Genomic DNA, 26,957 nt, shown 5'->3' with positions numbered 1-26,957 from the left:
TACTTAGTAAAATAATTTGGTTCAGCAGCCGCAATCTTTATACAGAGAAGTTGAAGGCAACTTCTCGACTCACTACAAGTATGACACCTCATTTTTTCCGGGTCAATTTACCCATACTATCTGCGATAGCGAGGGAGCCAAGATTTGTGAATCTCTTCCCTGTTATGCTGTTTTTCTGCGCTGTCAGCGCCCATCAAAGCTAGTTTTCTCCCTTTTATTGTTAAATATAAATGAGCTGACTAAGGGTTGGACGCAGTTTTCCCAAAAACCAGACTTTTTTTCAATTTCCGCCAATAACCCCCCACTTTTGTTTCTCCCAAAGCCATGCGCATTTTCTGAATCATGCTGCTTCTTACAGGTGGCTTTCCGTAGTAAAGAAATTGATTGATGTCTTTAGCAAGGCCTGCATTCATGAAAGTTTGAACATCTTCGCGAGCCAAATATTTCTCCCGAACCTCCTGCAAATATTCGTCTTGAGCATTCGTGTGAAATACCGTCCAGCTATGGTCTTCAACCTTACACAAAGTATATTGGTTGTGAGCCTCCATATATGCGCTAAATGCTTCTTCCAGCAAAAACCTGCCAAACTGGTGTGTTCCTTCAAATCTTGAAGCAATATATTCACCCACATATTCTTGCATGACTGCAACAAAGGTACTGTGCTTCATCAAAGAAAAATTGATCGTGCAGGCTCGAATGAAGTACCACCCAGCCCAAGCGTCGAGATGTGGGAACGTTCTGTTAAAAGCTCCGCCGACTGCAAAAATTTCATCTCGGTCGAGATAATCGATCGCTTCCTCTAACCAACCGTCGTGGCCTTCTCTGTAAGGTAACGTGTCAATTTTGAACCACAATACATACGGCTTGCTAGCGATTGCTCCCGATGTATACTCCTGAATAAAACATCTCTCTTTGTCATTGTCTGGATGGTTCGATGCAATGATTTGCAGCTTATCAATTAAACCCTCCTGATACAGCTCCCAATAAACTTTTTGAGTGTCGCTATCGCTGCCACCGTCAACCACAATAACTTCCCCTGGTTTGCCACCTAAAAACTTAAACCAATCCAGGAGAATCTCTCTATAGGCTAACCCATTGCCAAAATTGGCTGAGACCATCGACACTTCACTGAGTTTGCTTAATTGATCGCTCATAATTTATTTTTTCAAAAAAAATTGCTTGTCCCTTATAAGTTACTAAAATTTTAGATGGTTGTCAATTTCAAATAACATCATTACCGTAAAAGTACTGATATCTTTAGTGTGTGTTTGATTATATTTGTAACAGCAAAAGCCCTCGATGCACTCCGGCTCTGATAAACGGGGTTTTTTAACCTAGGACTGAGGCCAAAAAACCCGATTTCTTCAGCGCCGATGAGTTAGTCTGTGGACTTGTAGAGTTAATACCTCACTTACGCACCGAAACTTAAAAAAACGCGTTTTTTAACCAATATCCCTCTTGCTACACCGAGAATTGTGGGGTCAAAGAACCCGGTTTCTACGATAAATCTTAGGTTGACCAACAAAACCTCCAGAAACAAACCGGGTTGCTGCACAAGTCCTCAATAAGTTTGTTTGACAGGCGAAAAATGGCAAACTTTTAACTAGAGATTGCTTAAAGATAATATCTAACCGTTGTTACAACCCGACTTCTTTTCGCCCGCAAAGCAGCTTTCAAAAAGAAAGCAGTTTGATTGTGCAGCAGTCCCTCCCACCAATTCCGCGTCACAAAAGCCGGAATAATCAGAGTCAAGAACACTCCAGGCCGCTGCTCTTCAAACAAAGTCAAAAAGTGTGTCAAAGCCGAACCAACAGAACGGTAAGGCGAGTCCAGAATTTCCAAAGGAATATCAGATTGCAAATCTTGCCAAGCCGCTTGTAATTTTGCTCGATCGGTCAAACCAATATCTACGTGAACTGCCACAACTTCATCAGCGATTAAACGAGCGTAATCGAGGGCCTCGAAAGTTCCCCGGTGCAACTGCCCGACTAACACCACTGCCGGATGTGTCACCGTCTTAACTCTAGGTCTGCGAAGATAAGACCTCGGTTCTATTCCCTGGATGCTCAAGCGAGCCGCGACATACCGATAGTGTCGGTGAATAGCTAAAAATAGACTGACTACGATCGGAATAGTTACTACGACCACCCAAGCTCCCAAAAGGAATTTTGTAGCGAGAATTACAGCTAAAACTCCCGTTGTTGCCACTGCACCAATACCGTTCATCACAGCACTAACTTGCCAACCTTTACCTCGCTCCTTAAACCAGTGAATTACCATTCCCGATTGGGAGAGAGTAAAAGAAGTGAAAACTCCAACCGCATACAGGGGAAGCACCGAGCTCGTATTGCCTCGAAAGATGATAATTAAAAGAGCAGCGCAGAAGCTGAGCAGATTAATGCCATTAGAATAAACCAGGCGATCGCCCAACAGCGACAATTGCCTCGGCAAAAACCCGTCCCGCGCCAAAAAATAACAAAGTCGTGGAAAATCAGCATAACTCGTATTCGCCGCCAACAGCAAAATTAACAGAGTAGCTGCCTGCAAATAGTAATAAAATATACCCACACCAAAAATCTGTTTTCCCAATACAGAAAGGAGCGTTTCATGTTCGCTAGGAATCACCTGATAAATATGAGCCAAGTAACTAATTCCCAAAAACATCGCTCCCAGAATTCCCCCCATATAGCTCAAAGTCAGGCGCGCATTCTTCCATTCAGGAGGCTTAAAAGCCAACACCCCGTCTGATATGGCTTCAACTCCAGTCAGGGCTGTACAGCCCGCCGCAAAAGCCCGCGCCAGCAGAAATAATCCCAAAGGTTCCTTAGCTGGAATATTTTGTAATGTCGGCATAACATTACCTGTTGCCTGTTGGAATAAACCGCAGCCAATCAAAACAAAAATGCCAACGAGAAACGCATAGGTGGGAACCATAAATATATTTCCCGATTCCCGCAATCCCCTGAGATTGGCAAACATGATTAGGACAATAAAAACTAAGCACAGTTCAACTGTGTAGGGGTGCAGCGAGGGAACTGCTGAAGTCAAGGCCGCCACCCCAGCCGAAATACTGACAGTTACAGTTAAAATGTAATCAATCATCAGCGAAGCTGCGGCGATCAAACCAGGATAAATACCTAAATTTTCTCGCGCCACAATGTAAGCGCCACCGCCGTTGGGGTACGCTTTAATTGTCTGTCGGTAAGACAGCGCCACGATCGCCAACAGTAAAATAATAATTCCAGAAATAGGCAGCGATAAACTCAAACTGCTACTCCCCGCTAGTAACAGCACGAGCAGAGTTTCTTGAGTAGCGTAGGCAACAGACGAAAGTGCATCGGAAGCCAGAACCGCTAGTCCTGTAGCGTTGCTCAACCGTTCATGAATAAATGCGCTAGTGGGGAGAGATTCACCTAGTAAAAATCGCTTGAGTCGAGAATAACTGTACATTGAAACTCAATATATAGGCATCCACAAATCATAATCTAGACGAGGACTGTTTTAAGTAATATTTGGCTCACAAGTGGTAATTCTCTCTCGCTTGTTGAGTCAGCTTCAGCTTTTGTTCGAGAGCTTGCCAATTTTCGGCTGCAATATCGCTGATGAACTCGTCAAGACTGTCGCGGTAAATAGAGAGCGATCGCAATAATTCCTCTCGATTGTACTTTGCCACCATGACTCCCAGCTCGGGATTGCCGCCCCCAACGCGGCTCGTGTCCCGAAAACCAGAACTCGCCAAATGTTGGGCTAAATTAACAATATCCCGATCGCCCTCTCGATCGCAGGCAGCAACCAGCGTCGCGCTCGCCATGAGTGGCAAATGAGAAATCCAAGCCACAGCTCGATCGTGATCTTCCGGCTCACATCGGTAAACTTTAGCACCCAGCAACCGCGCAATTTCCTCAACCTTATCCACCGCAAGCGTCGGCGTCTGGGCAGTCGGCGTCACCACGTAAGGCCGGCCCACAAACAAATCCGGTATCGCCGCCTCAATCCCGCTTTCAGCAGTCCCCGCCATCGGGTGTCCCCCTACAAAATTCGGCCACAGAGGAGACACAGCCTGCACTATGGGTGTTTTTACGGAACCGACATCGGTTACAATAGTATCAGGGGGAAGATAGGGCACCAACTCTCTGACGATCGACTCGATCGACCCCAGTGGCGTGCAAATAAAAACCACATCCGCTGCTGCCATCAGAGACAGGTTTATGCTGGCTTCATTGACAACACCGCGAGCTTGCGCCCGGTCGCAAGTCTGCTGCCGACTCGAAACCCCAAAAACATTAAACCCGCGCGATCGCAAATCCAGCCCGATCGAGCCGCCAATTAAACCTAGTCCTACAATACCGATATTCATAGCAATAAAATGGGGATATTTGATACGGTGCCGCCCCCATGACAGTCGAGGAACTCCTGAAAAAATATGCCGCCGGAGAAAGAAATTTTGCCGGAATCAACCTGACTGAGGCCAACCTCAGCGGCGTCAACTTGAGCGGAGCCAACCTCAAGGGTGCGAATCTGAGTGTAGCAAACCTAAGCGGAGCAAACCTCAGCAAAACCAACCTCACAGGTGCAAAACTCAACATCGCCAGACTCAGTGGCGCCCATCTAGGCGGCGCCGACCTCACCGACGCCGACCTCAACGTCGCTTATCTAGTGCGAGTTGACCTCAAAAAAGCCATACTCATAGGAGCCAAACTGATCAGAGCCGAGCTCATTCGAGCCGAACTCAGCGGCGCAAACCTCAGCGGCGCAAACCTCAGCGGCGCCACCCTCACCGAAGCCACCCTTCGAGGAGCCAACCTCGCTCAAGCCAACCTTCGAGGCGCTCACCTCAGCGGCGCGTGCTTGACAGAAGCCAACCTCGAACAAGCCAACCTGCAAGGCGCCGACCTTAGCCGAGCCGACCTCAGCGGCGCCGACTTGCGAGGCACAGAACTGAGACAAGCCAACCTCACTCAAGCCGTACTCAGCGGCGCCGACCTCAGCGGCGTCAATTTGCGCTGGGCTATTCTCAGCGGCTGCAATCTCCGCTGGGCCGACCTCAGCGAAGCCAAATTGAGCGGTGCCGACCTCAGCCGAGCCGACCTCTGCCACGCCAACTTGCTGAATGCCAGCTTAGTTCACGCCGACCTGACAAATGCCTATCTGATCCGCGCCGACTGGATTGGAGCCGACTTAACCGGAGCCACCTTAACCGGAGCAAAACTTCACGCAGTTTCGCGGCTGGGCATCAAAACCGAAGGCATGACCTGCAAGTGGGTGGATCTTAGCCCCAACGGCGACCACAGCCAAATTTACTGGTTGAACTCGGGAGGAACCCAGGAATTTTTTCATGAAACCTTGCCCACAGTTCGGATTGTGATTGACTCGCCCTTAGACCAAGGCGCTCATTTTGCACTAGCTGCAACTTATTACCAAATTGCCCAACAATACCCAAGTTTAAGTCAGCCTCCCACGATCGAAGTCAGCTCCAGGCGCACCGTACTCGCGTTTAAAATGGACAGCGACGATAAATTATTTGCCACCGCTTACGTTGCCATTATTCCTTTTAACGACGCTGCCATAACTCAAAAAAACCTAATAGCTTTGATGAAAATGATTCAATCCCACGATGCAGGCAAACTTAACGTCAAAGAATCTAAACACGTCCAGTTATGCAGCAAAGCTCTCAACCAAGCTATCAGCAAAGTAGACCAAATCAAAATTTCCAGTTCTTTTCCAAAAATCGGTGAAAGCATCAATTTCTTTCAAATTCCAACACAGATGAGCTTAATTAATTCCCGCGATCAAAGACTCAGCGTATATCACCACCCTGCCTTCGGCAAACGCCTGATTAAAAAATACGAGCAAAGTAACTCACCATCGGGTAAGTTAGCCGAAAGCACAAAATTGGCTCAAGCTAATATCACTAGCATTTTGGATTTTATAAAAGGCTTCCACAATATAGATGTCTAGGCATATTGCATCAAGTTACAAAAAATGCTTATTCTAGTTTAAAGGTTGGGACAATAAAGCTTTGTTCTAGCTAAGACATCAGGGAAATTGAAAAGCATGGATGCCGAAGAACTCATCACCAAATATGCAGCAGGAGAAAGAGATTTTACTGCCATCCTCCTTTGCGAGGCAAATCTCAGCAGGATCGATCTCAGCGGGGCTAATTTCAGTGAGGCAATCTTGAGCCTCACCAACATGAGCGGCACCAATTTGTCAAACGCCAACATGAGAAAAGCCAAACTTAATGTTGCCAGACTCAGCGGTGCTAATCTCCACAAAGCCAACCTCAGCGGCGCTATCCTCAACGTAGCCAACTTGATTAGAGCCGACCTCAGCGAAGCCCAACTCGTTGAAGCTACACTGATCAGATCCGAACTGATTCGAGCAAACCTCAGCAGTGCTAACTTGACCGGTGCAAATCTCAGCGAAGCAGATTTGAGAGAAGCAACCCTCAGAGAAGCCAATCTAGAGCAAGCCGACCTCAGCGGGGCTCACCTGAGAGGCGCTTTTCTAACAGCGGCCAACTTGGAACGGGCCAACTTGCACAGAGCCGACCTCAGCAGGGCAGACTTGCGAGGAGTAAACCTCTGCAATGCCGAACTCAGACAAGCTAATCTGTCTCAGGCAAACCTTAGCGGCGCTGACTTGCGAGGCGCTAATCTCCGGTGGGCTGACCTCAGCGGGGCGAACCTGACCGGTGCTGACTTGGATGAAGCGAGATTGAGCGGGGCCAACTTGTACGGGGCAAATTTGAGCAATGTCAATCTGTTGAACGCTACTCTGGTACACGCGGATTTGACTCAAGCGAATTTGATTCACGCTGATTGGGTGGGTGCAGATTTGACGGGGGCGGCCCTGACGGGGGCAAAAATTTACGCTGTGTCTAGGTTTGATGTGAAAGCAGATGACATTACCTGCGATTGGGTTGACCTCAGTCCTAACGGCGATCGCAGCCACATTCAGCGCTTTACCCCAGAAGAATCTCAAAGGTTTTTCAATGCTACACCGCCGACAGTTCAAATTATTGTCGATCGACCCCTCGACCCCGATGCTAACTTTGTCCTGGCAGCTACCTACCGCCAAATAGCCCGTCAATACCCTGCTTTGAATCATCCTCCCAGTATCGAAGTTAATTCCAGACGCACAATCATATCATTTAAAATAGAGCAGGACGAGCAACTATTTCCCACAGCTTTCGTTGCGATTGTTCCCTTTAGTGATGCAGCATTTACTCAGAAAAATTTGATTACTTTGATCAAGATGATTCAACCCCAAAGTGGTAATAACCTGGGCGTCCGAGTTTCAAATATGGTAGTGCAATTAAACGTAGCCCTGACCAAAACAATGAGAAAAATAGGGGAAATGAAAATTCAGCCGATTCGCCTCGATCGCGAACCGATGTCAACTTTTTTCCAATCACCTACCCAAACTGTACTCGCTAACTCCAGCGCCGAAACTTTGATGATTCACTATCACCCAGATTTTGGCAGAAACTTGACAAATTTACCGGGAGTCAACAAAACCTCTATCAGTCCTGCAATTAAAGCGCAAAGATTTACCACCCCCCCTCTAAATACGGTCATTGAGTTTGTCAAAAGCTTTTATCAGCTCGGTGAGTAAATACTATAAATGAATTTGATATTATTTATATTTATGCCATATAAAAGTTAGCCGATCGCCATTTTATTCAGGTAAACAAATGGAAGCTGAAGAACTGCTCAAACGATTTGCAATCGTCAAAAGATATACTGAAGGCGACAGAGATTTCACAGGAATCAACCTGAATGAAGCTAATCTCAGCCGCATCAATCTCAGCCAATCAATTTTAAAGGGGGCTAGCTTATTTGTTACCAACCTCAGCGGTGCTAACTTGAGCGAAGTTAACTTGAGCGAAGCGAACCTGAATGTGGCTAGACTCAGCAGTACCAACCTCTCGCGGGCAATCTTAAACGGGGCTACTCTCAACGTAGCAAACTTAGTGAGAGCCGATTTAAGTGCAGCTCAATTAATCCGAGCATCCCTGATTAGAAGCGAATTAGTCCGCTGCGAACTCAGCAAAACTAACTTCAGCGGCGCTAACCTGACTGAAGCAGATTTAAGAGAGGTAAAACTGACGGAAGCTAACCTGTCAGGTGCTAACCTGTCCGGTGCAAATCTCAGAGGTGCTTCGGCTGTTTCAGCTAACTTTCAAGAAGCTAACTTACACGGCGCAGATTTGACGAAAGCAGAACTTAGCGGCGCCAATTTGAGCAATGCCGATATGAGACAAGCTTCATTGCAACAGGTGAATCTTAGCAGTGCCAATTTGAGCGGAGCTAACCTTAAATGGGCTGATTTGACGGGAGCTAACCTCAGCGGCGCGGATCTGAGCTTTGCTAAATTGAGCGGAGCTAACCTTAACGGAGCCGATTTAAGAAATACTAATTTAGGAAGTGCTAGTTTCGTTCACGCTGATTTGACAGAAACAAATTTGATTAATGCAGATTGGGTGGGCGCTGATTTGAGGGGAGCAACTTTAACAGGAGCAAAACTGTATTTGGTTGCTCGGTGTGGCATCATTGCAGATGATATTACTTGCCAGTGGGTTGACCTCAGCCCCGCAGGCGATCACACTCAGATTCAACAATTTAATTCGCCGTCAGAATCGAGAAAATTTTTAAATCACACGCCTGGGTTAGTGCAAATTGTGGTTGACTCACTTTTAGACTACTCAGCAAACAGCACTTTAGCAACAGCTTACAGCGAAATAGCTCGGCATTACCGGGCAATGAATTTTCCTCCTAATATTGAAGTCGGCTACCGCCGCACAACTCTAACTTTTAGATTTGAGAGCGATGAGCATTTATTGCCAGCAGCTTTTTTAGCGATTCTTCCTTTTAAGGATGCCGTACAAACTCAGAGAAATATTATGGTTATCGGCAAAAATATTGAAAGTCAAAAGTTGGAGGAGGAACGAATATTGCAATTGCGTAAAGCATTGAGTGCAGCTACAAATAAATTAAATGAGTTGATAAATTTGGTCTCTAATATATCACGATTGAGTCAGCCCACAAAGTTTTTTGAGTCGCCTACCCAAACTATTTTAATTAGTTCGGGACAGGAGAGTTTGATGGTGAATTCTCACGGGAATTTTGGGAAGGGAGGTGCAAATCATCAGCCGAGTAAATTCAGTTTGCCTCTCGGTCAAAAAGTAGTTGATTTTCTGGCCAGTTTTGATTATGTTGAGTGAGAAATGTCAATTTTAAAACCGATTGATTGAGGTAGAAGTCCACAACTCATTGCTCCGCTTCCTGCGATCGCACTCCGAGCCGCACTGGCCCCACCATTTAACGATGGCGCGGCTCGTGGCGCGGGCTTTGCGCTTGGGGCGCAGCGCTCTGATCCAAACGGGGCTTCCGGCTGGAGCTTACCGACAGCGGTATCGAGTCAGCTATTTGATGCCGATTTTGATGTGGCCGGAACCTGTGATTTTAGTAGCGCCGACACGGGTGATCGAGCATTTGAGAGGAGTGGAAATTCCACGTTTGCAAGAGTGGCTGCAAACAGAGGGGTCGATCGAGACTTATTCGGATCGTGCCACTGGGCGAGGATTGATGCTAGCAGATCCAGAGTCTTGGCTGGCGGCTCGCTTGGCGGGGAATTCGGAACTTCACAGGAATATCCCGACAATTATCGACGGTGTGGATGACTTGGAAGTTTGGACGCGCCAGCAATTGACGGCGGGTTTGCAACCGGCTGATTGGAATGATTTAATGCAATCTCAGCCTTTGGAAGCCGATGCAATCCTCCAAGGGCGGGTAATGCTAACGCGGGCTTTCTTTAAGCATCCGGCGAAACCAGAGGAGTGCTATTTGCTGGAAACGGCAGAGCAAAATATTTTGCAGGGGCTGTTTGAAACGATCGAGCCAAACCCCCTAATTCCGGCTGCTTGGAGCAATTTTTGGCAGCGGTGGGAAACCAATGGAAAACTGCGGTGGGCGGAAATTCATCGGGAGGCTGGGTCATTTTCTCTGTACTGCGCGCCGGTGCAGGTGGCTGAGGTTTTGAGCAAAATTTGGGATTGTCAGCCTGTGGTGTTGATTGGGGGGGCGGTGGATGTGGAACCGAAGGCTCCGATCTTCCGGCAAATGCTGGGACTGCCAGAATTGACGAGCGTTAAGTTTTCGCCCGATCGACAAAGTGAATTAATTCAACTGTACATTCCCAACTGGCTGCCGCTGCCAAATACGCCGGAATTTCAGGGTGTTTTAATTGAAGAAATTCGGACTTTGCTGTTGATGAGCGCGTCGGTGGCGGGTTTAACGGTGCTGATTGTGGGTGATGTACCGCTGAAGGCTAGGCTGGCGGCGATTTTGGCTTCTGAGTTCGGTTCTAGGGTGCAGGTTGAAAAAACAGATGTGGGGGAGAATGCGATTTTGGTGACGGGGTGGGAGTTTTGGCGAGAACATCAGGGGGAATTGAGGGCGCCTCACTTGCTGGCGATCGCAACTTTGCCGCTACCTTCTTTGGAGAATCCTTTGGTGACGGCGCGTGTGGCTTATTATAAGGAACGGCGCAAGGATTGGTTTCGGTTGTATTTGCTGCCGGCGGCGCTGAATGAGTTGCAACGGGCGATCGCGCCGGTGCGAGAACGTCAAGGGGTAGTGGCGATTTTCGACAGCAGGGTGATTCACCGCAGTTATGGACAGCAGGTTTTAGCGGCTTTGAGTCCTTTTGCGAGGATTGATTATTTGGATACGACTTGGCTGACGCAGGCTTGAGATGACCTGTTGGCCTATAATTTGGTTAGGTATCTAGTTGAAATATAATTTAGTAGACAAAGATTATGGGTGAAGCTAAGCGTCGCAAAGAGTCGATCGGCGACGAATACGGTAAAGAAGAGCGCATCGTTCCCTGGCTGCCAATCACGAAAACCCAAAGCGAAGATTTTGTGAAGTGGACAAGTCGCGGTAGCTGGATGGGGATTAGTCTTTTGGTGGCTTGGTGGATTGTAGTGCGGTTTGTCGGCCCCTCGGCGGGTTGGTGGCAGGTTAACTGATGCCAGACTCGACAAATGCCTGTATTCTTGGCATTGTGTCGAGTTCAACTCGGAAACAAGCGGCTGATTTTTTAGGAAAATTTTAGTTGCGAATTTGGACTTGGTATGGTATGGTAATTATCTGCGGGCAATTAGCACAGTGGTAGCGCACTTCCTTCACACGGAAGGGGTCACAGGTTCAAATCCTGTATTGCCCATTCAAAATTGATGGGGACTCATTAGAAATCTCCAAAAAATAAAATATCCTGTCGGAGTGCGATCGCGCGATCCATGTTGGAGCGTAAAGTATTCGGGGATAAAATTACAGGTTTTCAACATAAATTGTCGTCCAAATGCTTCACCCCTACAGATCTCAAACGGCGTGAGATTATTTAGAGAGGTAACTGTATGATCCAAATAATTCTGAACTCAGAACAAGAAAAGTTATTGCAACAACAGTTAGAAACAGGGAAATATACAACCCCGGATCAGGTAATTACTGATGCTTTAAAAGCTTTGTCAGAAAAACAGCATCTTAATCAACCTCGGCAAGTAGTAACGATTCTTTCAGGAAAACCTGCACAAGAGTTACTCGCAGAAAAAATTAAAATTAGCCGGAAACTTAAGAAGAGTTATCAGCCCGATCCGCACCGACAAGCTTTAGCTGAAGACTTTAGCAAATTATGTGAAGAAACCCAGGTTTTACACGCCGATCATCCTTTAACTGATGAAGAAATTGCCCAAGAAATTGCAGCTTATCGGAGTGGAGAATGAGAGTTGTTATAGATACTAATATTTTAGTATCTGCGGCAATCGCTGGAAGAAAACCAGCTTCTGTTATTAGCTGGGTTATCAATCAACCTGATTATGAATGGGTAGTTTCCGAAGAAATTTTAGCAGAGTATCAGGAGGTATTAAGTAGACGAAAACTAAAATTAACAGATGTTCAGAAAGAAAGATGGTTGAATTTGATTCAAGGTTCAACCAAACTCATTGATGTATCTATAGAAATTGATTTTCCTAGAGATCAAAAAGATGCTAAGTTTATTGCTTGTGCACTCTCTGCTCATGCTGATTTTTTAATTACAGGCGATCGCGATTTTACTGAAGTTCAGAGTTTAGAGAATACGTTAATTATTTCTGTTTCTCTTTTTGCAGAATCGATCATGAATTAGACATTGTTCAACAAAGCCAAAACAGCGATCGCCCAAAACCCCATTGTATACTACATCTATGCTACACTAATATCGTAACTCGTGCCCCGCAGGAGGTTCCCTCATGGCAAATGCCAATCTTCCTCAAAATTTCAACTTAATCATCCCCGCAGGAACCCAAGTTGTCACCAAAATCGAGGTCAAGAACCCCGCCAGCGACCAACCTTGGAAACCCGGATTAGTAGGCGTCATCGTTCAATCGCCTACGGACAATTCCCACGCATATTTAGTCAAACTCCCAGACGGAACACAAGTTAGTCTGCGGCGGCACGAACTCAGTATCCGCAAGCAGTTTCAGAGCGAAGGATTGCAGTCAGGAGGAGATTTTCTTGCAGAATACAACCTCTATGATTCTGTAATTTACCGCTGCATTGTTGGTTCCAGAGCTTATGGTCTTGATAACGAGCAATCCGATACAGACAGACGCGGGATTTACCTGCCGCCTGCAATCCTTCATTGGTCGCTTTACGGCATTCCAGAACAATTGGAAAATAAGGAAAATCAGGAATGCTATTGGGAACTGCAAAAGTTTTTAGTTTTGGCACTAAAAGCTAATCCAAATGTGCTAGAATGTTTGTACACGCCTTTAGTAGAAACGGTTTCTCCTGTAGCACAAGAATTGCTCGAAATTAGGGAAATCTTTCTTTCTCAATTGGTTTATCAAACTTACAATAGCTACGTTTTGTCTCAATTTAAAAAAATGGAGCAAGACCTCCGCAATACCGGGGAAATTCGTTGGAAGCACGCGATGCACTTAATTCGCTTGTTGCTGTCAGGAATTACGGTGCTCAAGGAGGGGTTTGTACCAGTTCGCGTGCAGGATTATCGATCGCAACTTTTATCTATCCGCAACCAAGAAATATCCTGGGAGGAGGTGAATCGCTGGCGGTTGAGTTTGCACGGTGAGTTCGATCGCGCTTTTGCTGCAACTTCCTTACCAGAACGTCCTAATTACGAGAAAGCGAACCTGTTTTTGATTAAATCTCGTAAAGGTGCGATCGAAATCGGATCTTGAAATCGCTTCTTGTGAAACAAAGCCCGCCTGCATGGACTGGAATATATGACAGAATACATCTCGAATCTCGCCCAAATTATCTCCGTTCAACCTTACCCGCTGCTGTTTGCGACTGTCAGCGGTTCGCACTTATACGGCTTTCCTTCCGCAGATTCTGACTTCGACTTGCGGGGAGTACACATTTTGCCGCTACCGAAAGTAATTGGACTGATTTCTGGAGAAGAAACAATCGAAGTTTCTGAAGTTCGGGAGGGAATGCAACTCGATTTAGTAACTCACGACATTAAGAAATTTTTTGAGTTGCTGTTGAAGCGCAACGGCTACGTGTTGGAACAACTGTATTCGCCGCTAATAGTTTACAGTACAAAGGAACACGAGGAATTAAAGGATATCGCCTCGAACTGCATTACCAAGCACCACAGCCACCATTATCTCGGTTTTGCTCAAACTCAATGGAAATTGTTTGAGAAAGAACGCCCGCGTCGGGTTAAGCCGCTGCTGTACGTTTACCGGGTGTTGCTGGCTGGGATTCACTTGATGCAAACGGGGGAAGTCGAGGCGAATTTGGTGAAACTTAACGATAAATTCAAATTGTCGTATATTCCTGATTTGATCGATCGCAAGCTGGCTGGGGAGGAAAAATCTGTGCTGGAAGATACAGATATTGAATTTTATCAGCAAGAGCGCGATCGGCTAATTAATATATTAGAAGATGCAAGTTTTACAAGTCATTTGCCATCAAATCCTCATGCAAAGGTTGCTCTTAGCGATTTTCTGATAAAGGTGAGGATGTCATCTGTGAACTAACCTATTTCACCCCTAATTAGTCGTTTAGTGCAGCAAGCAACCTATATATTAGTCGTTTGGTGCGCCGCCGATCACAGAATCTCCAGTCCAGGACACCTCAGTACCAAAGAAAGCGGGTTTCTTATCCTGATCAAAGGCCATAATGCAGCATTTTTGTCGTCCATCAAACCGGGTTCCAAGTAATTTACCTTGATAGGTTTCTGTTTGCGGGTTCGCTAAGGACAGGTATGCCGAGATTTTGCTCATCGGTAACTTGTGCGTTTTTTCCTGGTATGTAAATATTCCAACTTACTCCACCTAGATAGGTCTTGATATATGAAATCAAGGCGTGGATAAATACAACGATTCCCACCATTTCTAATGACTCTTCAAGGGTCACTACTATGGCGTAGGATAAATCCTGCATCCCCGTTGTAGAAGCTAGGTATCCCCCTAGCAGTTCCACCCCCATTGCTCCTCCAATATAAATAGCGGATGCTGCAACAAACAATTTTCTTGTGGCAACAGGAAGGTGGAACACAAACTTACTATAGGATAATAGAAATATCGCTACCAGACAACCGAACGGCACAACCCAAGTAAAGTAAAGAATTCCTGTGGCATTTAGCAGGCTTCGCATCGGGTCAATCAATTTTTCGTGAAATTGAGCAGCTTCGTCTATAGATATATATAAAAATATGAATGATAAAATTTTCCAGTGATACTTGTAACGACAGCTATCCAAATTTTTCGCATAGGCAATCACACCCAGCAAGAGAGAACTAAACAGCAATGCCAAAACAGAGTAGAAGCTTGGAAGGTTCCGCTCATAATCAACGTTGAATGCCTTTGAAAAGTAGGCTGCAAACGGGGAATCCGGGAAGAAGTGCAGATTGATGTGACTTAAACAAGATAGTACAACTAGACAGGTCACCACTCGAAGCAAAAATTGGGTTACAGCCCTAGGAGCTAAAGGGATTTGGAATTTCATGTTCTTTTAACCGTTCTCTTAAGCTTTGTTTAAGAGAATCTTATCAACAGACAAAAAAAAATCGGTCTACCCAAAGACACAGAAGACTCATCTGGGTGAAGGCCTTATTTTTGTTGTAACCGTAGGATTATCTTAGGATTAAGGAATTTAGCAGACCTCGATCGCCCTTAATTTTATGGTGGCTATATAATTTTTTTTTGTTTCCTGAGATGTAAATTAGATATCTCCAAAAAAGAAGCTGAAATCCTTACTACGGTTGAGTCGATATCTAAATTCGATCGAGATCTGCCAGAGAAACTCGGCTTCAGGAAGCCGAGATCCCTCAGTACCGAGGATGCCTGTAATCAAAGGCCATCACTCATTAATCGAGAGTGAAAACCCTGAGAGGAAATAAGAGGTCGATCGCGATCGAGTGATTCGCCGCCATTTGTTAACCTAGACTTCCCCCAGCGAGATCAAAAAATCTCCTTGTCAAAGTCAATTAGCTTTCAGTCAATTGCTGATTTCCGAAGTTTTTGCTGCTTTACTTATTTTTCGTACTTGCGCGGTGTGTAAACCCAAACATCTCCATATTTGCGGGGAATAATCCGAGTTTGACTCGAACCGACAATCACTAAAGTTCTCATGTCAGCGTCTTGCGGCTGGAATTCGCCGAGGGTGCAAACGCGCACAGATTCACCGGGCCGGCCGAGGTTTCGCCCCAATATGACGGGGGTATTAGCATCGCGACTTTGCAACAAAATCTCGATCGCCCTTCCGAGTTGCCAAATCCGCTGTTTCGAGATGGGATTGTAAAATGCCATAACTAAATCGGCAGCAGCAGCAGCAGCAATCCGCTGTTCTATGACCTCCCAAGGCTTGAGAATATCCGAAAGCGAAATCACGCAAAAATCGTGTCCCAGAGGTGCTCCGATCGCAGCAGCGGCCGCCTGCATGGCTGAAATGCCCGGTGCTACCCGAATATCGATGCCCTGCCATTCGGGTTTGGCATCAAAGTCGATCGCCTCAAACACCGCTGCAGCCATCGCAAAAATACCCGGATCTCCCGACGAAACCACGGCGACAGATTTGCCGGATGCTGCTAAATCTAGGGCAAAACGCGCGCGATCGATCTCTTCGCGGTTGTCGGAATCGTGCCGCTTTTGTCCTTCTCGCAGGGTTCCGGCTAAGTCGAGATAAAATTTGTAACCCACCCAATCCGTGGCTTCGCGCAGGATTTCCTTAACTTCCGGGGACATCCAGGGCGCGCCTCCGGGGCCGGTACCGACGATCGCCAGTTTGCCGCGACTAATTCCGATCGCGCTAGCATTTATGGGTTCGGCGGCCAGGGCGATCGCGCAATTGACTGCGTTTGGGCGATCGGACTCGATTAAGTGACTGTTGGCACCGGCTGCTGTCAGGGCAATTTGTACGGCCTTATTTGCGATTAATTCAATTGAGTCTAATTCGACAAGTTCGGAGAGATTAAAAAAGCGGACGGGGACTTTAAAATATTGTGAAACTGCTTCAAGTGCCGGATTTCCCATCTCCTCTTTTAATGCAAAAAATCCCGCAACGGAAGCTGGCGCTAAACCTGATTTTTCCAAGACTTGCTGCACTAATGAAACCGCTATTTCCGGCTCAATATTCGATAGCTTTGTCAGTGCAACTGCCACAATTTGCGGATGGTAAACTAAACAATCGGGCGTTGGCACAATTGCTTTTTCGGTGACGCGGATGGTCAATTTTGCATCGGGGGTGATCGGCAAATTGCTCTCGGAAAGCCAGCCTGCAGCCCCTTCTAGGCGTACTTTTGCACCGGCGAGCAAATTTGAAATAAAAGTCTTCGCGTCCTCTGGATTCGCCAAATAATAGCCTTGGGGAGGACTCAGCAGCGCGGTGCGAAACCGGATATCTCCGGTTGTGGTAATTGCAGGTTGTACGCCGAGGGCTGCTGCAATCTCTCTGGCCAAATCATTAACGCCGTGCAAACCGCCCAGCAGGGGTACGACGGCGCTTCCGTCTTCTGCGACGGCTAAAACTGGCGGTTCGGCGCGTTTGTCTGACAGCAGCGGGGCGAGAGTGCGGATGATAATTCCAGCGGCGCAGATAGCGATAATTGGGGTTTCTGTTGCAAACAATTCCCGCAATGTTTCGCCGAAGTTGCTAAAGTTGATGTCTGTGTCGTTCGTGCGATCGATTAAACCGTAAATCTGGGAACCGGGGAAATGGGCGGAGATTTTTTTGGCGATCTGCTGGCTGTTTTGACCTAAGATAATTATTGCGGGAGGTATTCGATTCACGGTTTTAATTATGTGTGTGTTTGGAGTGGTTTGATTATTTTAATTTTTTGTTACTTCCAGAATAAATATTTGACGAACCGCGAAGGCGCGAAGGGCGCGAAGGAAGAGTAAGAAGTGAAGCAAGAAGTTTTTCTGTTTTATTAGTGGCACAGGCATTTTGTCTGTGAATCTCTGGGATTAGTTTATCATTAAAAGAAGCAAATATTTCGAGGTTGGGCTGTGAAACGCATTGTCTTAATTGCAGGGTTTGAATCTTTTAATGCTGATTTGTACCGGAAAGCTGCGGAGTTGGCTGTTTCTGGGTGTCAGGGATTGGAAGTACGGGTTTTTAGCGATCGCGCCCTCGCAGACGAACCCGACGCTGTAGCCGCCGCCCTCTCGAATGCTGATGTGTTTTTTGGGAGTTTGCTGTTTGATTACGATGCGGTAATGTGGCTGCGAGAAAGGGTGCAAAATATTCCGATTCGCCTGGTTTTTGAGTCGGCTTTGGAATTGATGAGTCTTACTCAAATTGGTGCTTTTAAAATTGGCGACAAACCGAAGGGAATGCCGAAGCCTGTTAAGTTTATTCTAGATAAGTTCAGCAATGGGCGAGAAGAAGATAAGCTGGCTGGTTATATCAGCTTTTTGAAGGTTGGGCCGAAGTTATTAAAGTATGTGCCGGTGCAAAAAGTGCAGGATTTGCGAAACTGGCTGATTATTTATGGTTACTGGAATGCGGGTGGTGCGGATAATGTTGTCTCGATGTTTTGGATTATTTCCGAAAAGTATTTGGGGCTGAAGCTTGCAGAAATTCCGCCGCCTGTGGAAACTCCCAATATGGGTTTATTGCATCCTGATTATAATGGTTATTTTGAATCGCCTCGGCAATATTTGGATTGGTATCTCGGGAATCAAAGTGCTAGGGGCGGGCAAGATGCCCGTTCCACAAAAGAGGCTAGACATCTTGATAGAAAGGCTTATAACGGGCAAGATGCCCGTTCCACAAAATTTGAGACTAATTTGTCTGAAAATTTAGACCTGGTTTTTAACGGGCAAGATGCCCGTTCCACAAAATTTGAGACCAATTGGTCTCAAAATTCATATCAAGTAAAATCCCCAGTTGTGGGCATCTTGCTTTACCGCAAGCACGTTATCACCAAGCAGCCTTATATTCCTCAATTAATTCGCTATTTTGAAGATGCAGGAATTGTGCCTTTGCCGATTTTTATCAATGGCGTTGAAGGCCATGTGGCGGTGCGGGATTGGATGACGACTGCTGATGAAACTGCGCGCCGAAAACAAGGCAATATAGAAACTCTTTCGCTGGCCAAAGATGCTGTGGAAGTTGATGCGATTGTTTCTACTATTGGCTTTCCTTTGGTTGGCGGGCCTGCTGGTTCGATGGAGGGTGGAAGGCAGGTGGAAGTTGCTAAGCGCATTTTAACTGCTAAAAATGTACCTTATTTTGTGTCCGCACCTCTGCTGATTCAGGATATCCATTCTTGGACTCGTCAGGGGATTGGAGGTTTGCAAAGTGTGGTATTGTATGCTTTGCCTGAGTTGGATGGCGCGATCGATCCTGTTCCCCTGGGCGGTTTGGTGGGTGAGGATATTTATCTGGTGCCCGATCGCGCAAAACGCCTGACAAGTAGAATTAACAATTGGGTGAAACTACGCCAAACTCCGCCCTCGGAAAGGAAAATTGCGATTATTCTCTACGGGTTTCCTCCCGGTTACGGTGCGGCGGGTACGGCTGCTTTATTAAATGTACCGAAATCCCTGTTAAATTTCCTGCACAAACTTCAAGCAGCAGGTTATAAAGTTGGAGAAATTCCGGCTGACGGGGAGGAGTTAATTCGCAGGGTGAAAGAGGCGGATGATGCTGCAACCGCAGATACAGGCGGATTAACGGGGATGAACGCAGATGGGAGGGGAGGGTTTGGCCATACTGTTAATGTTAAAACTCTGGAGAAGTGGCTGGGGTATTTGTCAATAAGTCGTATTGAAAAACAGTGGAAATCTTTGACTGGTACTGGGATTAAGACTGACGGCGATGAGTTCCAAATCGGTGGCATTCAACTGGGGAATGTTTGGATAGGTTTGCAGCCGCCGCTGGGAATTTCGGGCGATCCGATGCGCTTAATGTTCGATCGCGATTTGACGCCTCACCCTCAATATGCTGCTTTTTACAAGTGGCTGCAAAATGATTTGCAAGCTGATGCTGTGGTTCACTTCGGAATGCACGGCACTGTTGAATGGTTGCCCGGTTCTCCTCTGGGAAATACTGGCTATTCTTGGTCGGATATTTTGTTGGGAAGTTTGCCGAATCTTTATATCTATGCCGCCAACAATCCCTCGGAATCGATGTTAGCAAAGCGGCGCGGTTACGGTGTTTTGATTTCTCACAACGTGCCGCCCTACGGTCGCGCGGGATTGTACAAGGAATTGATAGCTTTGCGGGATTTGATTGCGGAATATCGGGAAGATACGGCTAAGAATTATGTGCTGAAAGAGGCTATTTGTAAGAAAATTTTAGATAGCGGTTTGGAGGCTGATTGTCCGTTTGATGAGGCTCGAAAGTTAGGGATTGCTTTTAGTTTTGAGAATGTGGGAATGTTCAGCCCTGATGCTTTTAACCGCTATTTGGTGAAGCTTTATGAGTATTTACAGGTGGTGGAATCTCGCTTATTTTCATCGGGTTTGCACGTTCTCGGAGAACCGCCTAATTCTGAGGAAATGACCTCTTATCTTGAGGCTTATTTTGGGGATAGGTTATCACAGGAACAGGTGCAAGAACTGGTTTTTGAAGAAAATGAACCGCAGAGGCGCAGAGGGCGCAGAGAGGAAGAGAAAGAGGGGTGGGATGGGGTTTTTGAGGAGGGTTTGTTAGTTAGAGATTTGTTGTTGCAAACGACGGATGAGTTGACTAATCTTTTGCGGGGTTTGAATGGGGAATATATTCTGCCTGCACCGGGCGGGGATTTGTTGCGGGATGGGGCTGGGGTGTTGCCAACTGGCAGGAATATTCACGCTTTAGATCCTTATCGGATGCCTTCTCCGGCGGCTTATGAAAGGGGGCGCGAAATTGCTCGGAAAATTATTGAGAAGCACGTTGAGGAACAGGGGAATTATCCTGAGACTGTGGCGGTAATGTTGTGGGGTTTGGATGCGATTAAAACGCGGGGCGAATCTATTGGAATTCTGCTAGAATTGGTGGGGGCTGAACCTCTTAAAGAAGGTACTGGCCGCATTGTTCGCTATGAATTAAAACCGTTAGCTGATGTCGGTCATCCCCGGATTGATGTGTTGGGAAATCTTTCGGGGATTTTCCGAGATAGCTTTGTGAATATTATTGAATTGTTGGATGATTTGTTCGTGCGGGCGGCGGATGCTGATGAACCGGAATCGGAGAATTTTATTCGCAAACACGCTTTAATTTTGCAGGCAAAAGGTGTGCAGAATTATTCGGCAAGGTTGTTTTCTAATCCGGCTGGGGATTTTGGTTCTTTGGTTAACGATAGGGTTGTTGATGGTAGTTGGGAATCGGGGGATGAGTTGGGGAAAACTTGGGAAAGTCGCAATGTTTTTAGTTACGGGAGGAAGGATAAGGGGGAAGCGAGGCCGGAGGTTTTGACTCAGTTGTTGCAAGGGTGCGATCGCATAATTCAAGAAATTGATTCTGTTGAATACGGTTTGACTGATATTCAAGAGTATTATGCGAATACTGGCGGTTTGAAGAAAGCCGCAGAAAAGCAGCGCGGTAAAAAGGTTAACACGAGTTTTGTAGAAAGTTTTTCTCAGGATACAACTCCGCGCAATTTAGAAGATTTGCTGCGCTTGGAATATCGAACTAAGTTGCTAAATCCTAAGTGGGCTAACGCGATGGTTAATCAAGGTTCGGGCGGCGCTTATGAAATTTCGCAGCGGATGACGGCGTTAATTGGTTGGGGCGGAACGGCTGATTTTACTGATAGTTGGGTTTACGATCAGGCGGCTGATACTTATGCTTTGGATGAAGAGATGGCGAAGAAGTTGCGGGAGGCAAATCCTGAAGCTTTTCGCAATATTGTCGGCAGAATGTTGGAGGCTAACGGGCGAGGTTTTTGGCTGCCGGATGCGGATAAGTTGCAGCAGTTGCGCGAGTTGTACGAGTTAACAGATGAGAAAATTGAAGGGGTGACAGTGTAGTGTTTTTAATATAAATAGTTAGGGGCGGGCTAGAAGCCCACCCCACAATAGTTTCAAAAATTTTTAGGTGCAAGTTAGGGGCGCGACTATTAAATACCTCGATCGCCCTGCGGTTTTGCTACAGGAACTGACGGTTTGTTGTTTGGAGAATTAAAAGCTCGATCGACCATATCTCCAAAGGGAACAAACTGCGGTGCAGACGATTGAGTTCCTGTTCTGAAAGTTGTCACGGGCCCGCTGCCGTCTTGGGCAAAATTAATCAATCTCGTTAAAGCATCACCGGGATTTTTAGCATTTCGCTTGTCTAGGGTGAACAGCAGATTTTGAGAGTTGCAGCGCCCCTGTCCGTTCACGTAACAAACTACGGGCAAGTTATTAACAATTCCTGTCGTTAACTGCAAGTTGCTCAATCTTCCGCCACTCTGGGCAACAGCTTTGGTCAATCTATTGGAAACAATTTGACAGCGCTGCCAAGGTGTATATTCGCGGCCGAACTCGGTAGATTTCCACAGAATCATTGGATCTGTTGTGACATTTCCCCGCCGCGCAATTGTGACAAAATTACGACCGGAAGTAACGCACTGAAATGTTGTTCTAGTGTTATTCCAGTTGCTCGTTGGAGCAGCTTGTACTTGGCTGGCAAAGGCGACAGTACCGGCGAACACTAAAGCGGATGCTAATAAGGGTGCAGTCAATTTCATAATAACTCCTGCCGCTAAGGCAGTTAAATTTATGTAGGAAGTCATAGTTGTAGGAACAGGGCAGTATCTATTGGTGTCAATTTAAGACTGAAAACCTTATGTATCTCTTGTTTATACCCGACGAGTCTCGATCCCCCTAAATCCCCCTTAATAAGGGGGACTTTGAGAAGCCTCCTGTCCCCCCCTTATTAAGGGGGGTTAGGGGGGATCTAGACTCCGATACAAACAAGAGAGACGGTCGGTTTGACGTTAAGTTGTGACTAATAGCCAGTGTGCTGTCCCTACCTATTCAAATTCTGCTGGTTGGCTGTCGCACCCGGATATTTTTCAAATATTAAATCAGGTTAGTTGCATCTCATGTCTGTAGGTACATGGCAGTGTGGTGTCTTTATTTCAACGCTTGGGAAGGTGGCTTTAGGAACACGGCACAGCTTTTGCTTTGTTTCCAACACTTCGAGACTGTGGCACAAGTATCATAGATAGTGTTTTTAGCTACATTCTGTAAAGCCAGGACAGTCAACAATGGTAAGTAAAACTACAAGGACAGCTCCGAAATTGGCTGGCAAATAACTTTTTATGAAACCTCGAATCATTGTTTGCGGGTTGGGGCACACGGGACACAAGATTTTTTGTTTGTTGAGACAGCAAGGAGCGATTGTGGTTGGTATTAGCGATCGCCCAATTCGCGGCGAAACTTCTGATGTGGTTGTCGGCAATTTGCAAGCAGCTTCTACCTTGTTGGCTGCAGGCATTCAAAACGCTCACACTTTAGTAATTGCAGGAGACGATGATGCTGTAAATTTGGCAATTTTGATGCAAGCGAGGATTCTCAATCCTCAGATTCGCATCATCAACAGATTGTTCAATACTAGCTTGGGCGACAGAATTGACCACACTTTGCCCGATCACACTTCCATGAGCGTTTCATCGTTGGCGGCTCCGGTTTTTGCCTTTGCGGCTCTCGGAAATCAGGCGATCGGGCAGTTGCGTTTGTTCGATCGCACTTGGGCGATTCACGAAGAATATATCGATGAAACACATCCTTGGAAAAATCGCAAACTGAGCGATTTGTGGGACGATCGATCGCGAATGTTGATTTATTATCTGCCGGCTGCTAACAAAACTGATTTAGTATCGGCGGTGCTTGCCGATCGGCAGTGTCAGCAGGGCGATCGGCTAATTGTTGCCACTCAGCCGACTATCCGCAGCACCCAAAAAACTTTAGCTCAAAAACTGCTCAAAACATTAACTAAGCTGCACAGATTTCAGCAGCACAGCCAAGCAGCGGTAATTGTGGTACTGGCACTGCTGGCCATGATTGCCGTTGCTACTGCCACCTATATTTGTGTTGACGAGCATATCTCAATTGTCGATTCTCTCTATTTTTCAGTAGGGATGATTACCGGAGCAGGAGGCCATGAAAAAGTAGCCGAACAAGCTCCCGAAAGCATTAAACTATTTACAATTGTCATGATGTTAGTTGGAGCCGGCATCATCGGCCTCTGCTACGCACTGCTCAACGATTATGTATTGGGAACTCGCTTTACCGAATATTGGGATGTGGCGCGAGTTCCGCAGCGCCATCATTACATTATCTGCGGACTCGGAGGAATTGGCATCCAAATTGCTAAAGAACTGCACACTAACGGTTACGATATTGTGGCGATCGAGCAAGATCCAAACTGCCGGTTTCTGAACACGGCTCGCTCAATGAAAATTCCGGTCATTCAGGGAAGTGCTAGTTTGCCCGCAACTTTGGAAGCTGCTAATGTTAAGCAAGCGGCAGCACTTTTAGCGGTAACTAGCAGCGATATGTCTAATGTCGAAATTGCCTTGAGCGCTAAAGGATTGGCACCAAAACTATCAGTTATTGTCCGCAACCAAGATCCACATTTTGCTTTAATGGTGCAGCAAGTTTTTGAGTTTGAAGGAGTTTTGAACCCGACGGAATTGGCGGCTCCTGCTTTCGCGGCGGCGGCGATTGGAGGCAGAATTTTGGGCAACGGAATGACTGCTGATAGTCTATGGGTTTGCTTGGCCACATTGATTACGCCAAACCATCCTTTCTGTGGCCACCGTATTCAAGATGCTGCTAAGTCTGCGGATTTTGTGCCTCTGTATGCCGAAACTAAGGGTCAAACTATTCACGGCTGGGATTTGCTGAATTGTTGTCTGAGTGCGGGGGATGTTTTGTATTTGACGATGCCTGCGAATCGGTTGGAGCAACTGTGGAGAACGACCTCTGAACTAATTAAAACTTAATGGTTTGACGCGGGAATTTATATTGCCGATCGCTCAATTGCAACTACAAACCTGATAAAATGGTCTCTGTCTAGTAAATAAGACTTACGACTAATCCTCTGAAATCCGGTTTCTTAGGGCAAGTTCTAGTATAAATAATCAACAAACTCTCAATTAGTTGCGATATAGAATGAGAAAATTTTTAGCATTATGTGTGTTTGGTCTGATAATTGCGATCGCCTCTGTAGCTGTCGCCGCTCAACCTTTGTTCGTCGCTTATCCTCCCGTTAACCACAAAACTACAGCCGATCGCATCTTTTTAATCGGCACAGCGCCCGCACCGGGACAAGTGTTAGTAAATGGCAACCAAATTTCGCGCACCGCATCCGGGCATTTCGCCCCGACTTTTCCGCTGCAACTCGGCGAAAATGTCTTTACATTGCGTTACGACAATCAGGAAGTCAAAATTAAGGTGACGCGCGAGTCGAATCAGCCAGTAGCTCCTGTAGGATTGGCTTTTGCTAAAGATTCCCTGACGCCGAAAGTCGATGTCGCGAGTTTGCCGGGGGAATATATTTGCTTTGGGGCGATCGCACCTGCGAATGCTCAAGTTTCGGTAAAATTGGCGGGAGTTACTATTCCTTTAAAAGCGCGATCGCAAGTGGAACTACCCGACAACGCATCTGTACTTTTAGACGCAAATTCCCCGATCAATAAAGGCGGCAGCCAACAGTATCAAGGCTGCGGTAAAACCCCTGACAACGCCCTCTCATCTAAGGGAGAAACAGTTGATTTAGGCGTGCCATCGTTTGAACTAACAATGAACGATAAAACTATCAGCCAACAGGGTACTGGCAAGATTTCTATTCTTTCTCCGGTTGACTTAGAAATAGCCGAAGTAACAGCAGATCCTGGTGTTGCTAGAACCGGAGCGAGTACAGATTTTTCTCGGATGACACCGCTGCCGAAGGGAACGCGAGCAACAATTATTGGGCGCGAGGGAGAATGGATCAGACTCGATTACGGTGCTTGGATAAAAGCATCGGAAGTGCGAATTGTCAAGGATACAGTGCCTCCGCGATCGATTATTCGCAGCGCCAGCTCGCGTCAAGTTTCCGGCTGGACAGAGGTGTTATTTCCCTTAGAAACACCCGTCCCAGTCACCGTGCAGGAAGGAGAACGCACTTTCACTTTAACCCTGTACAATACTACCGCTCAAACTGACATTATTCGCCTCTCGGATGACCCAGTAATTTCACGTTTAGAATGGCAACAAATCGCGCCACTGCAAGTACAATATACTTTTAATCTCAAATCTGCCCAGCAGTGGGGTTACAAGTTGAGATACGAGGGTACAACTTTAGTGCTGTCTTTAAAAAACCCGCCGGCGAATACAAGCATGATACCTGTGTCGCAAGCAAAGCCGCTGTCTGGAATTAAGATTCTCATCGATGCGGGACACGGCGGGCCGGAGGATGGAGGTGCTGTGAGTCCAGTGGGAATTAGGGAAAAAACAGTAGCTTTAACAGTGTCGAAATTGGTGCAACAGGAATTGGTAAATCGGGGCGCGAATGTGGTAATGACGCGGGTAGAAGATGTCGATTTGGATTTGCCACCGAGGGTGGAAATGATTCAAAAAGAAGAACCTGCGATCGCAATTTCAATTCACTACAATGCTTTGCCGGATAACGGGGATGCCATTAAGACTAAAGGCGTCGGCGCTTTCTGGTTTCACCCGCAAGCGCACAGTTTGGCAATGTTTTTGCACAATTATTTAGTTGCCAAGTTGAACCGTCCGAGCTATGGTGTATTCTGGAATAACTTAGCCATGACTCGTCCTGCCGTTACTCCATCTGTTTTAATGGAATTGGGATTTCTGATCAATCCCGAAGAGTTTGAATGGATTGTGAATCCGACAGAACAAAAGAAATTAGCTGAGGCGATCGCCCAAGGTGTTACCGAATGGTTTGCCTCGGTCAAATAATAGTTAGTAGTAAGAACTGAAGTCATTCTCAAAAAATTATAATCGGGACTTCAGTTCTGCCAATCCAAGGAAATGAAATAATGCTAATTTTTACTCAATCCAAAGCCTTTTTTATTGCAGCCGTCGTTGCAAGTTTTAGCTTCTCGCTTTACAGCTTTCCTGTTTTCGGCAAGCAGCAAAGCCTGGCTCCCGCAAAAGCAGAAGCTTTAAAAAAGCAAACTCAATGCTCGTTTATTACAGGTGAAGGTGGCGCTGTTAACATTCGCAAAGGTCCAGGAAATAAGTACGCGGTTGTAGCTAAATTGAAAAGGGGAGACGGAGTTAGGGCTGTCAGCAGACAAGGTAATTGGGTGAAAATTGCGGCCAGATTTTCGGGTAATCCTCCTAATGAAACTTTGACCATCCTCGACGGTTGGGTGAACAATCAATTTATTAATGGCTGTTCCGAAGACCAATTTGACAGGTGGCGACAATAGGGAATTTGGTTTGTAGTGAGGACTTACATTCCTGAGTTTAAATAAAGAGGAAAGTCCTCATTAGCAACCCAACCTGGAGATTT

At 46.3% G+C, this 26,957-nt stretch carries 19 protein-coding genes and 1 tRNA gene; 14 read left to right on the top strand and 6 right to left on the bottom strand.

Annotation, left to right across the window (positions count from 1 at the left end):
* Positions 1 to 239 precede the first annotated feature (239 nt).
* The 3 genes from QT979_RS00815 to QT979_RS00805 all read right to left on the bottom strand — a co-directional run bounded on the left by QT979_RS00815 (position 240) and on the right by QT979_RS00805 (position 4,357).
* The gene (locus QT979_RS00815) at positions 240 to 1,154 is read right to left on the bottom strand and encodes a hypothetical protein (RefSeq protein ID WP_333307599.1); all 915 of its coding nucleotides are present in this window, start codon (positions 1,152 to 1,154) and stop codon (positions 240 to 242) included.
* A 460-nt stretch (positions 1,155 to 1,614) separates the two neighbouring features.
* Positions 1,615 to 3,450, bottom strand: coding sequence for an APC family permease (locus tag QT979_RS00810; RefSeq protein WP_333307596.1), 1,836 nt, complete (start codon positions 3,448 to 3,450; stop codon positions 1,615 to 1,617).
* Between the two features lie 67 nt (positions 3,451 to 3,517).
* Positions 3,518 to 4,357 carry a prephenate/arogenate dehydrogenase gene (locus tag QT979_RS00805; protein ID WP_333307593.1) on the bottom strand — a complete coding sequence of 280 codons (840 nt, stop codon included), beginning with the start codon at positions 4,355 to 4,357 and terminating at the stop codon, positions 3,518 to 3,520.
* A 38-nt stretch (positions 4,358 to 4,395) separates the two neighbouring features.
* Here QT979_RS00805 and QT979_RS00800 point away from each other — a divergent pair, with 38 nt between their 5' ends.
* From QT979_RS00800 to QT979_RS00755, 10 genes are all read left to right on the top strand, one after another.
* On the top strand, positions 4,396 to 5,958 hold the full coding sequence (locus tag QT979_RS00800) for a pentapeptide repeat-containing protein (RefSeq protein ID WP_333210419.1): 1,563 nt from the start codon (positions 4,396 to 4,398) through the stop codon (positions 5,956 to 5,958).
* A gap of 96 nt (positions 5,959 to 6,054) precedes the next feature.
* Positions 6,055 to 7,617: a pentapeptide repeat-containing protein gene (locus QT979_RS00795; RefSeq protein WP_333210420.1), complete on the top strand. Its 1,563-nt coding sequence runs from the start codon at positions 6,055 to 6,057 to the stop codon at positions 7,615 to 7,617.
* A gap of 79 nt (positions 7,618 to 7,696) precedes the next feature.
* A complete protein-coding gene (locus QT979_RS00790; protein WP_333307590.1) occupies positions 7,697 to 9,226 on the top strand; it encodes a pentapeptide repeat-containing protein in 1,530 nt (509 codons plus the stop codon).
* A gap of 22 nt (positions 9,227 to 9,248) precedes the next feature.
* Positions 9,249 to 10,757, top strand: a complete 1,509-nt coding sequence (locus tag QT979_RS00785) for a helicase C-terminal domain-containing protein (protein WP_333307587.1) — start codon at positions 9,249 to 9,251, stop codon at positions 10,755 to 10,757.
* Positions 10,758 to 10,822: 65 nt separating this feature from the next.
* The gene (locus tag QT979_RS00780; protein ID WP_333063857.1) at positions 10,823 to 11,035 is read left to right on the top strand and encodes a DUF2839 domain-containing protein; all 213 of its coding nucleotides are present in this window, start codon (positions 10,823 to 10,825) and stop codon (positions 11,033 to 11,035) included.
* A 125-nt stretch (positions 11,036 to 11,160) separates the two neighbouring features.
* Positions 11,161 to 11,232, top strand: a tRNA-Val gene (locus tag QT979_RS00775).
* Between the two features lie 190 nt (positions 11,233 to 11,422).
* Positions 11,423 to 11,788 (top strand): hypothetical protein, encoded by a 366-nt coding sequence (locus QT979_RS00770; RefSeq protein WP_333307584.1) that lies wholly within the window; start codon positions 11,423 to 11,425, stop codon positions 11,786 to 11,788.
* Positions 11,785 to 12,189: a putative toxin-antitoxin system toxin component, PIN family gene (locus QT979_RS00765; protein WP_333307581.1), complete on the top strand. Its 405-nt coding sequence runs from the start codon at positions 11,785 to 11,787 to the stop codon at positions 12,187 to 12,189. The genes QT979_RS00770 and QT979_RS00765 overlap by 4 nt, the downstream gene beginning before the upstream one ends.
* A 103-nt stretch (positions 12,190 to 12,292) precedes the next feature.
* Complete coding sequence (locus QT979_RS00760) at positions 12,293 to 13,243, top strand: DNA polymerase beta superfamily protein (RefSeq protein WP_333307578.1); 951 nt, start codon at positions 12,293 to 12,295, stop codon at positions 13,241 to 13,243.
* A gap of 45 nt (positions 13,244 to 13,288) precedes the next feature.
* Complete coding sequence (locus tag QT979_RS00755) at positions 13,289 to 14,050, top strand: nucleotidyltransferase domain-containing protein (RefSeq protein ID WP_333210433.1); 762 nt, start codon at positions 13,289 to 13,291, stop codon at positions 14,048 to 14,050.
* Between the two features lie 184 nt (positions 14,051 to 14,234).
* On the opposite strand, the gene QT979_RS00750 is transcribed toward QT979_RS00755, so the two are convergent.
* Together QT979_RS00750 and cobJ are read right to left on the bottom strand one after the other, a co-directional pair.
* The gene (locus QT979_RS00750; protein WP_333307575.1) at positions 14,235 to 15,020 is read right to left on the bottom strand and encodes a hypothetical protein; all 786 of its coding nucleotides are present in this window, start codon (positions 15,018 to 15,020) and stop codon (positions 14,235 to 14,237) included.
* A 527-nt stretch (positions 15,021 to 15,547) separates the two neighbouring features.
* A complete protein-coding gene (gene cobJ, locus QT979_RS00745) occupies positions 15,548 to 17,302 on the bottom strand; it encodes a precorrin-3B C(17)-methyltransferase (protein ID WP_333307572.1) in 1,755 nt (584 codons plus the stop codon).
* A gap of 219 nt (positions 17,303 to 17,521) precedes the next feature.
* Here cobJ and QT979_RS00740 point away from each other — a divergent pair, with 219 nt between their 5' ends.
* Positions 17,522 to 21,472 (top strand): cobaltochelatase subunit CobN, encoded by a 3,951-nt coding sequence (locus QT979_RS00740; protein ID WP_333307569.1) that lies wholly within the window; start codon positions 17,522 to 17,524, stop codon positions 21,470 to 21,472.
* An 89-nt stretch (positions 21,473 to 21,561) separates the two neighbouring features.
* Here the strand turns inward: QT979_RS00740 and QT979_RS00735 are convergent, their stop codons facing one another.
* Positions 21,562 to 22,173 (bottom strand): COP23 domain-containing protein, encoded by a 612-nt coding sequence (locus QT979_RS00735; protein WP_333307566.1) that lies wholly within the window; start codon positions 22,171 to 22,173, stop codon positions 21,562 to 21,564.
* A 576-nt stretch (positions 22,174 to 22,749) separates the two neighbouring features.
* On the opposite strand from QT979_RS00735, the gene QT979_RS00730 reads away from it, so the two are divergent.
* From QT979_RS00730 to QT979_RS00720, 3 genes are all read left to right on the top strand, one after another.
* Positions 22,750 to 24,435 (top strand): NAD-binding protein, encoded by a 1,686-nt coding sequence (locus tag QT979_RS00730; protein WP_333210442.1) that lies wholly within the window; start codon positions 22,750 to 22,752, stop codon positions 24,433 to 24,435.
* Between the two features lie 169 nt (positions 24,436 to 24,604).
* Positions 24,605 to 26,398 (top strand): N-acetylmuramoyl-L-alanine amidase, encoded by a 1,794-nt coding sequence (locus QT979_RS00725; RefSeq protein WP_333307564.1) that lies wholly within the window; start codon positions 24,605 to 24,607, stop codon positions 26,396 to 26,398.
* Between the two features lie 80 nt (positions 26,399 to 26,478).
* The gene (locus QT979_RS00720) at positions 26,479 to 26,874 is read left to right on the top strand and encodes an SH3 domain-containing protein (protein ID WP_333307562.1); all 396 of its coding nucleotides are present in this window, start codon (positions 26,479 to 26,481) and stop codon (positions 26,872 to 26,874) included.
* Positions 26,875 to 26,957: the final 83 nt, after the last annotated feature.

Source organism: Microcoleus sp. w2-18bC1, from assembly GCF_036700365.1.
Lineage (GTDB): Bacteria > Cyanobacteriota > Cyanobacteriia > Cyanobacteriales > Microcoleaceae > Microcoleus.
The sequence above is the reverse complement of the archived record's forward strand: the minus strand, read 5'-3'. Positions and strand labels throughout refer to the sequence as shown.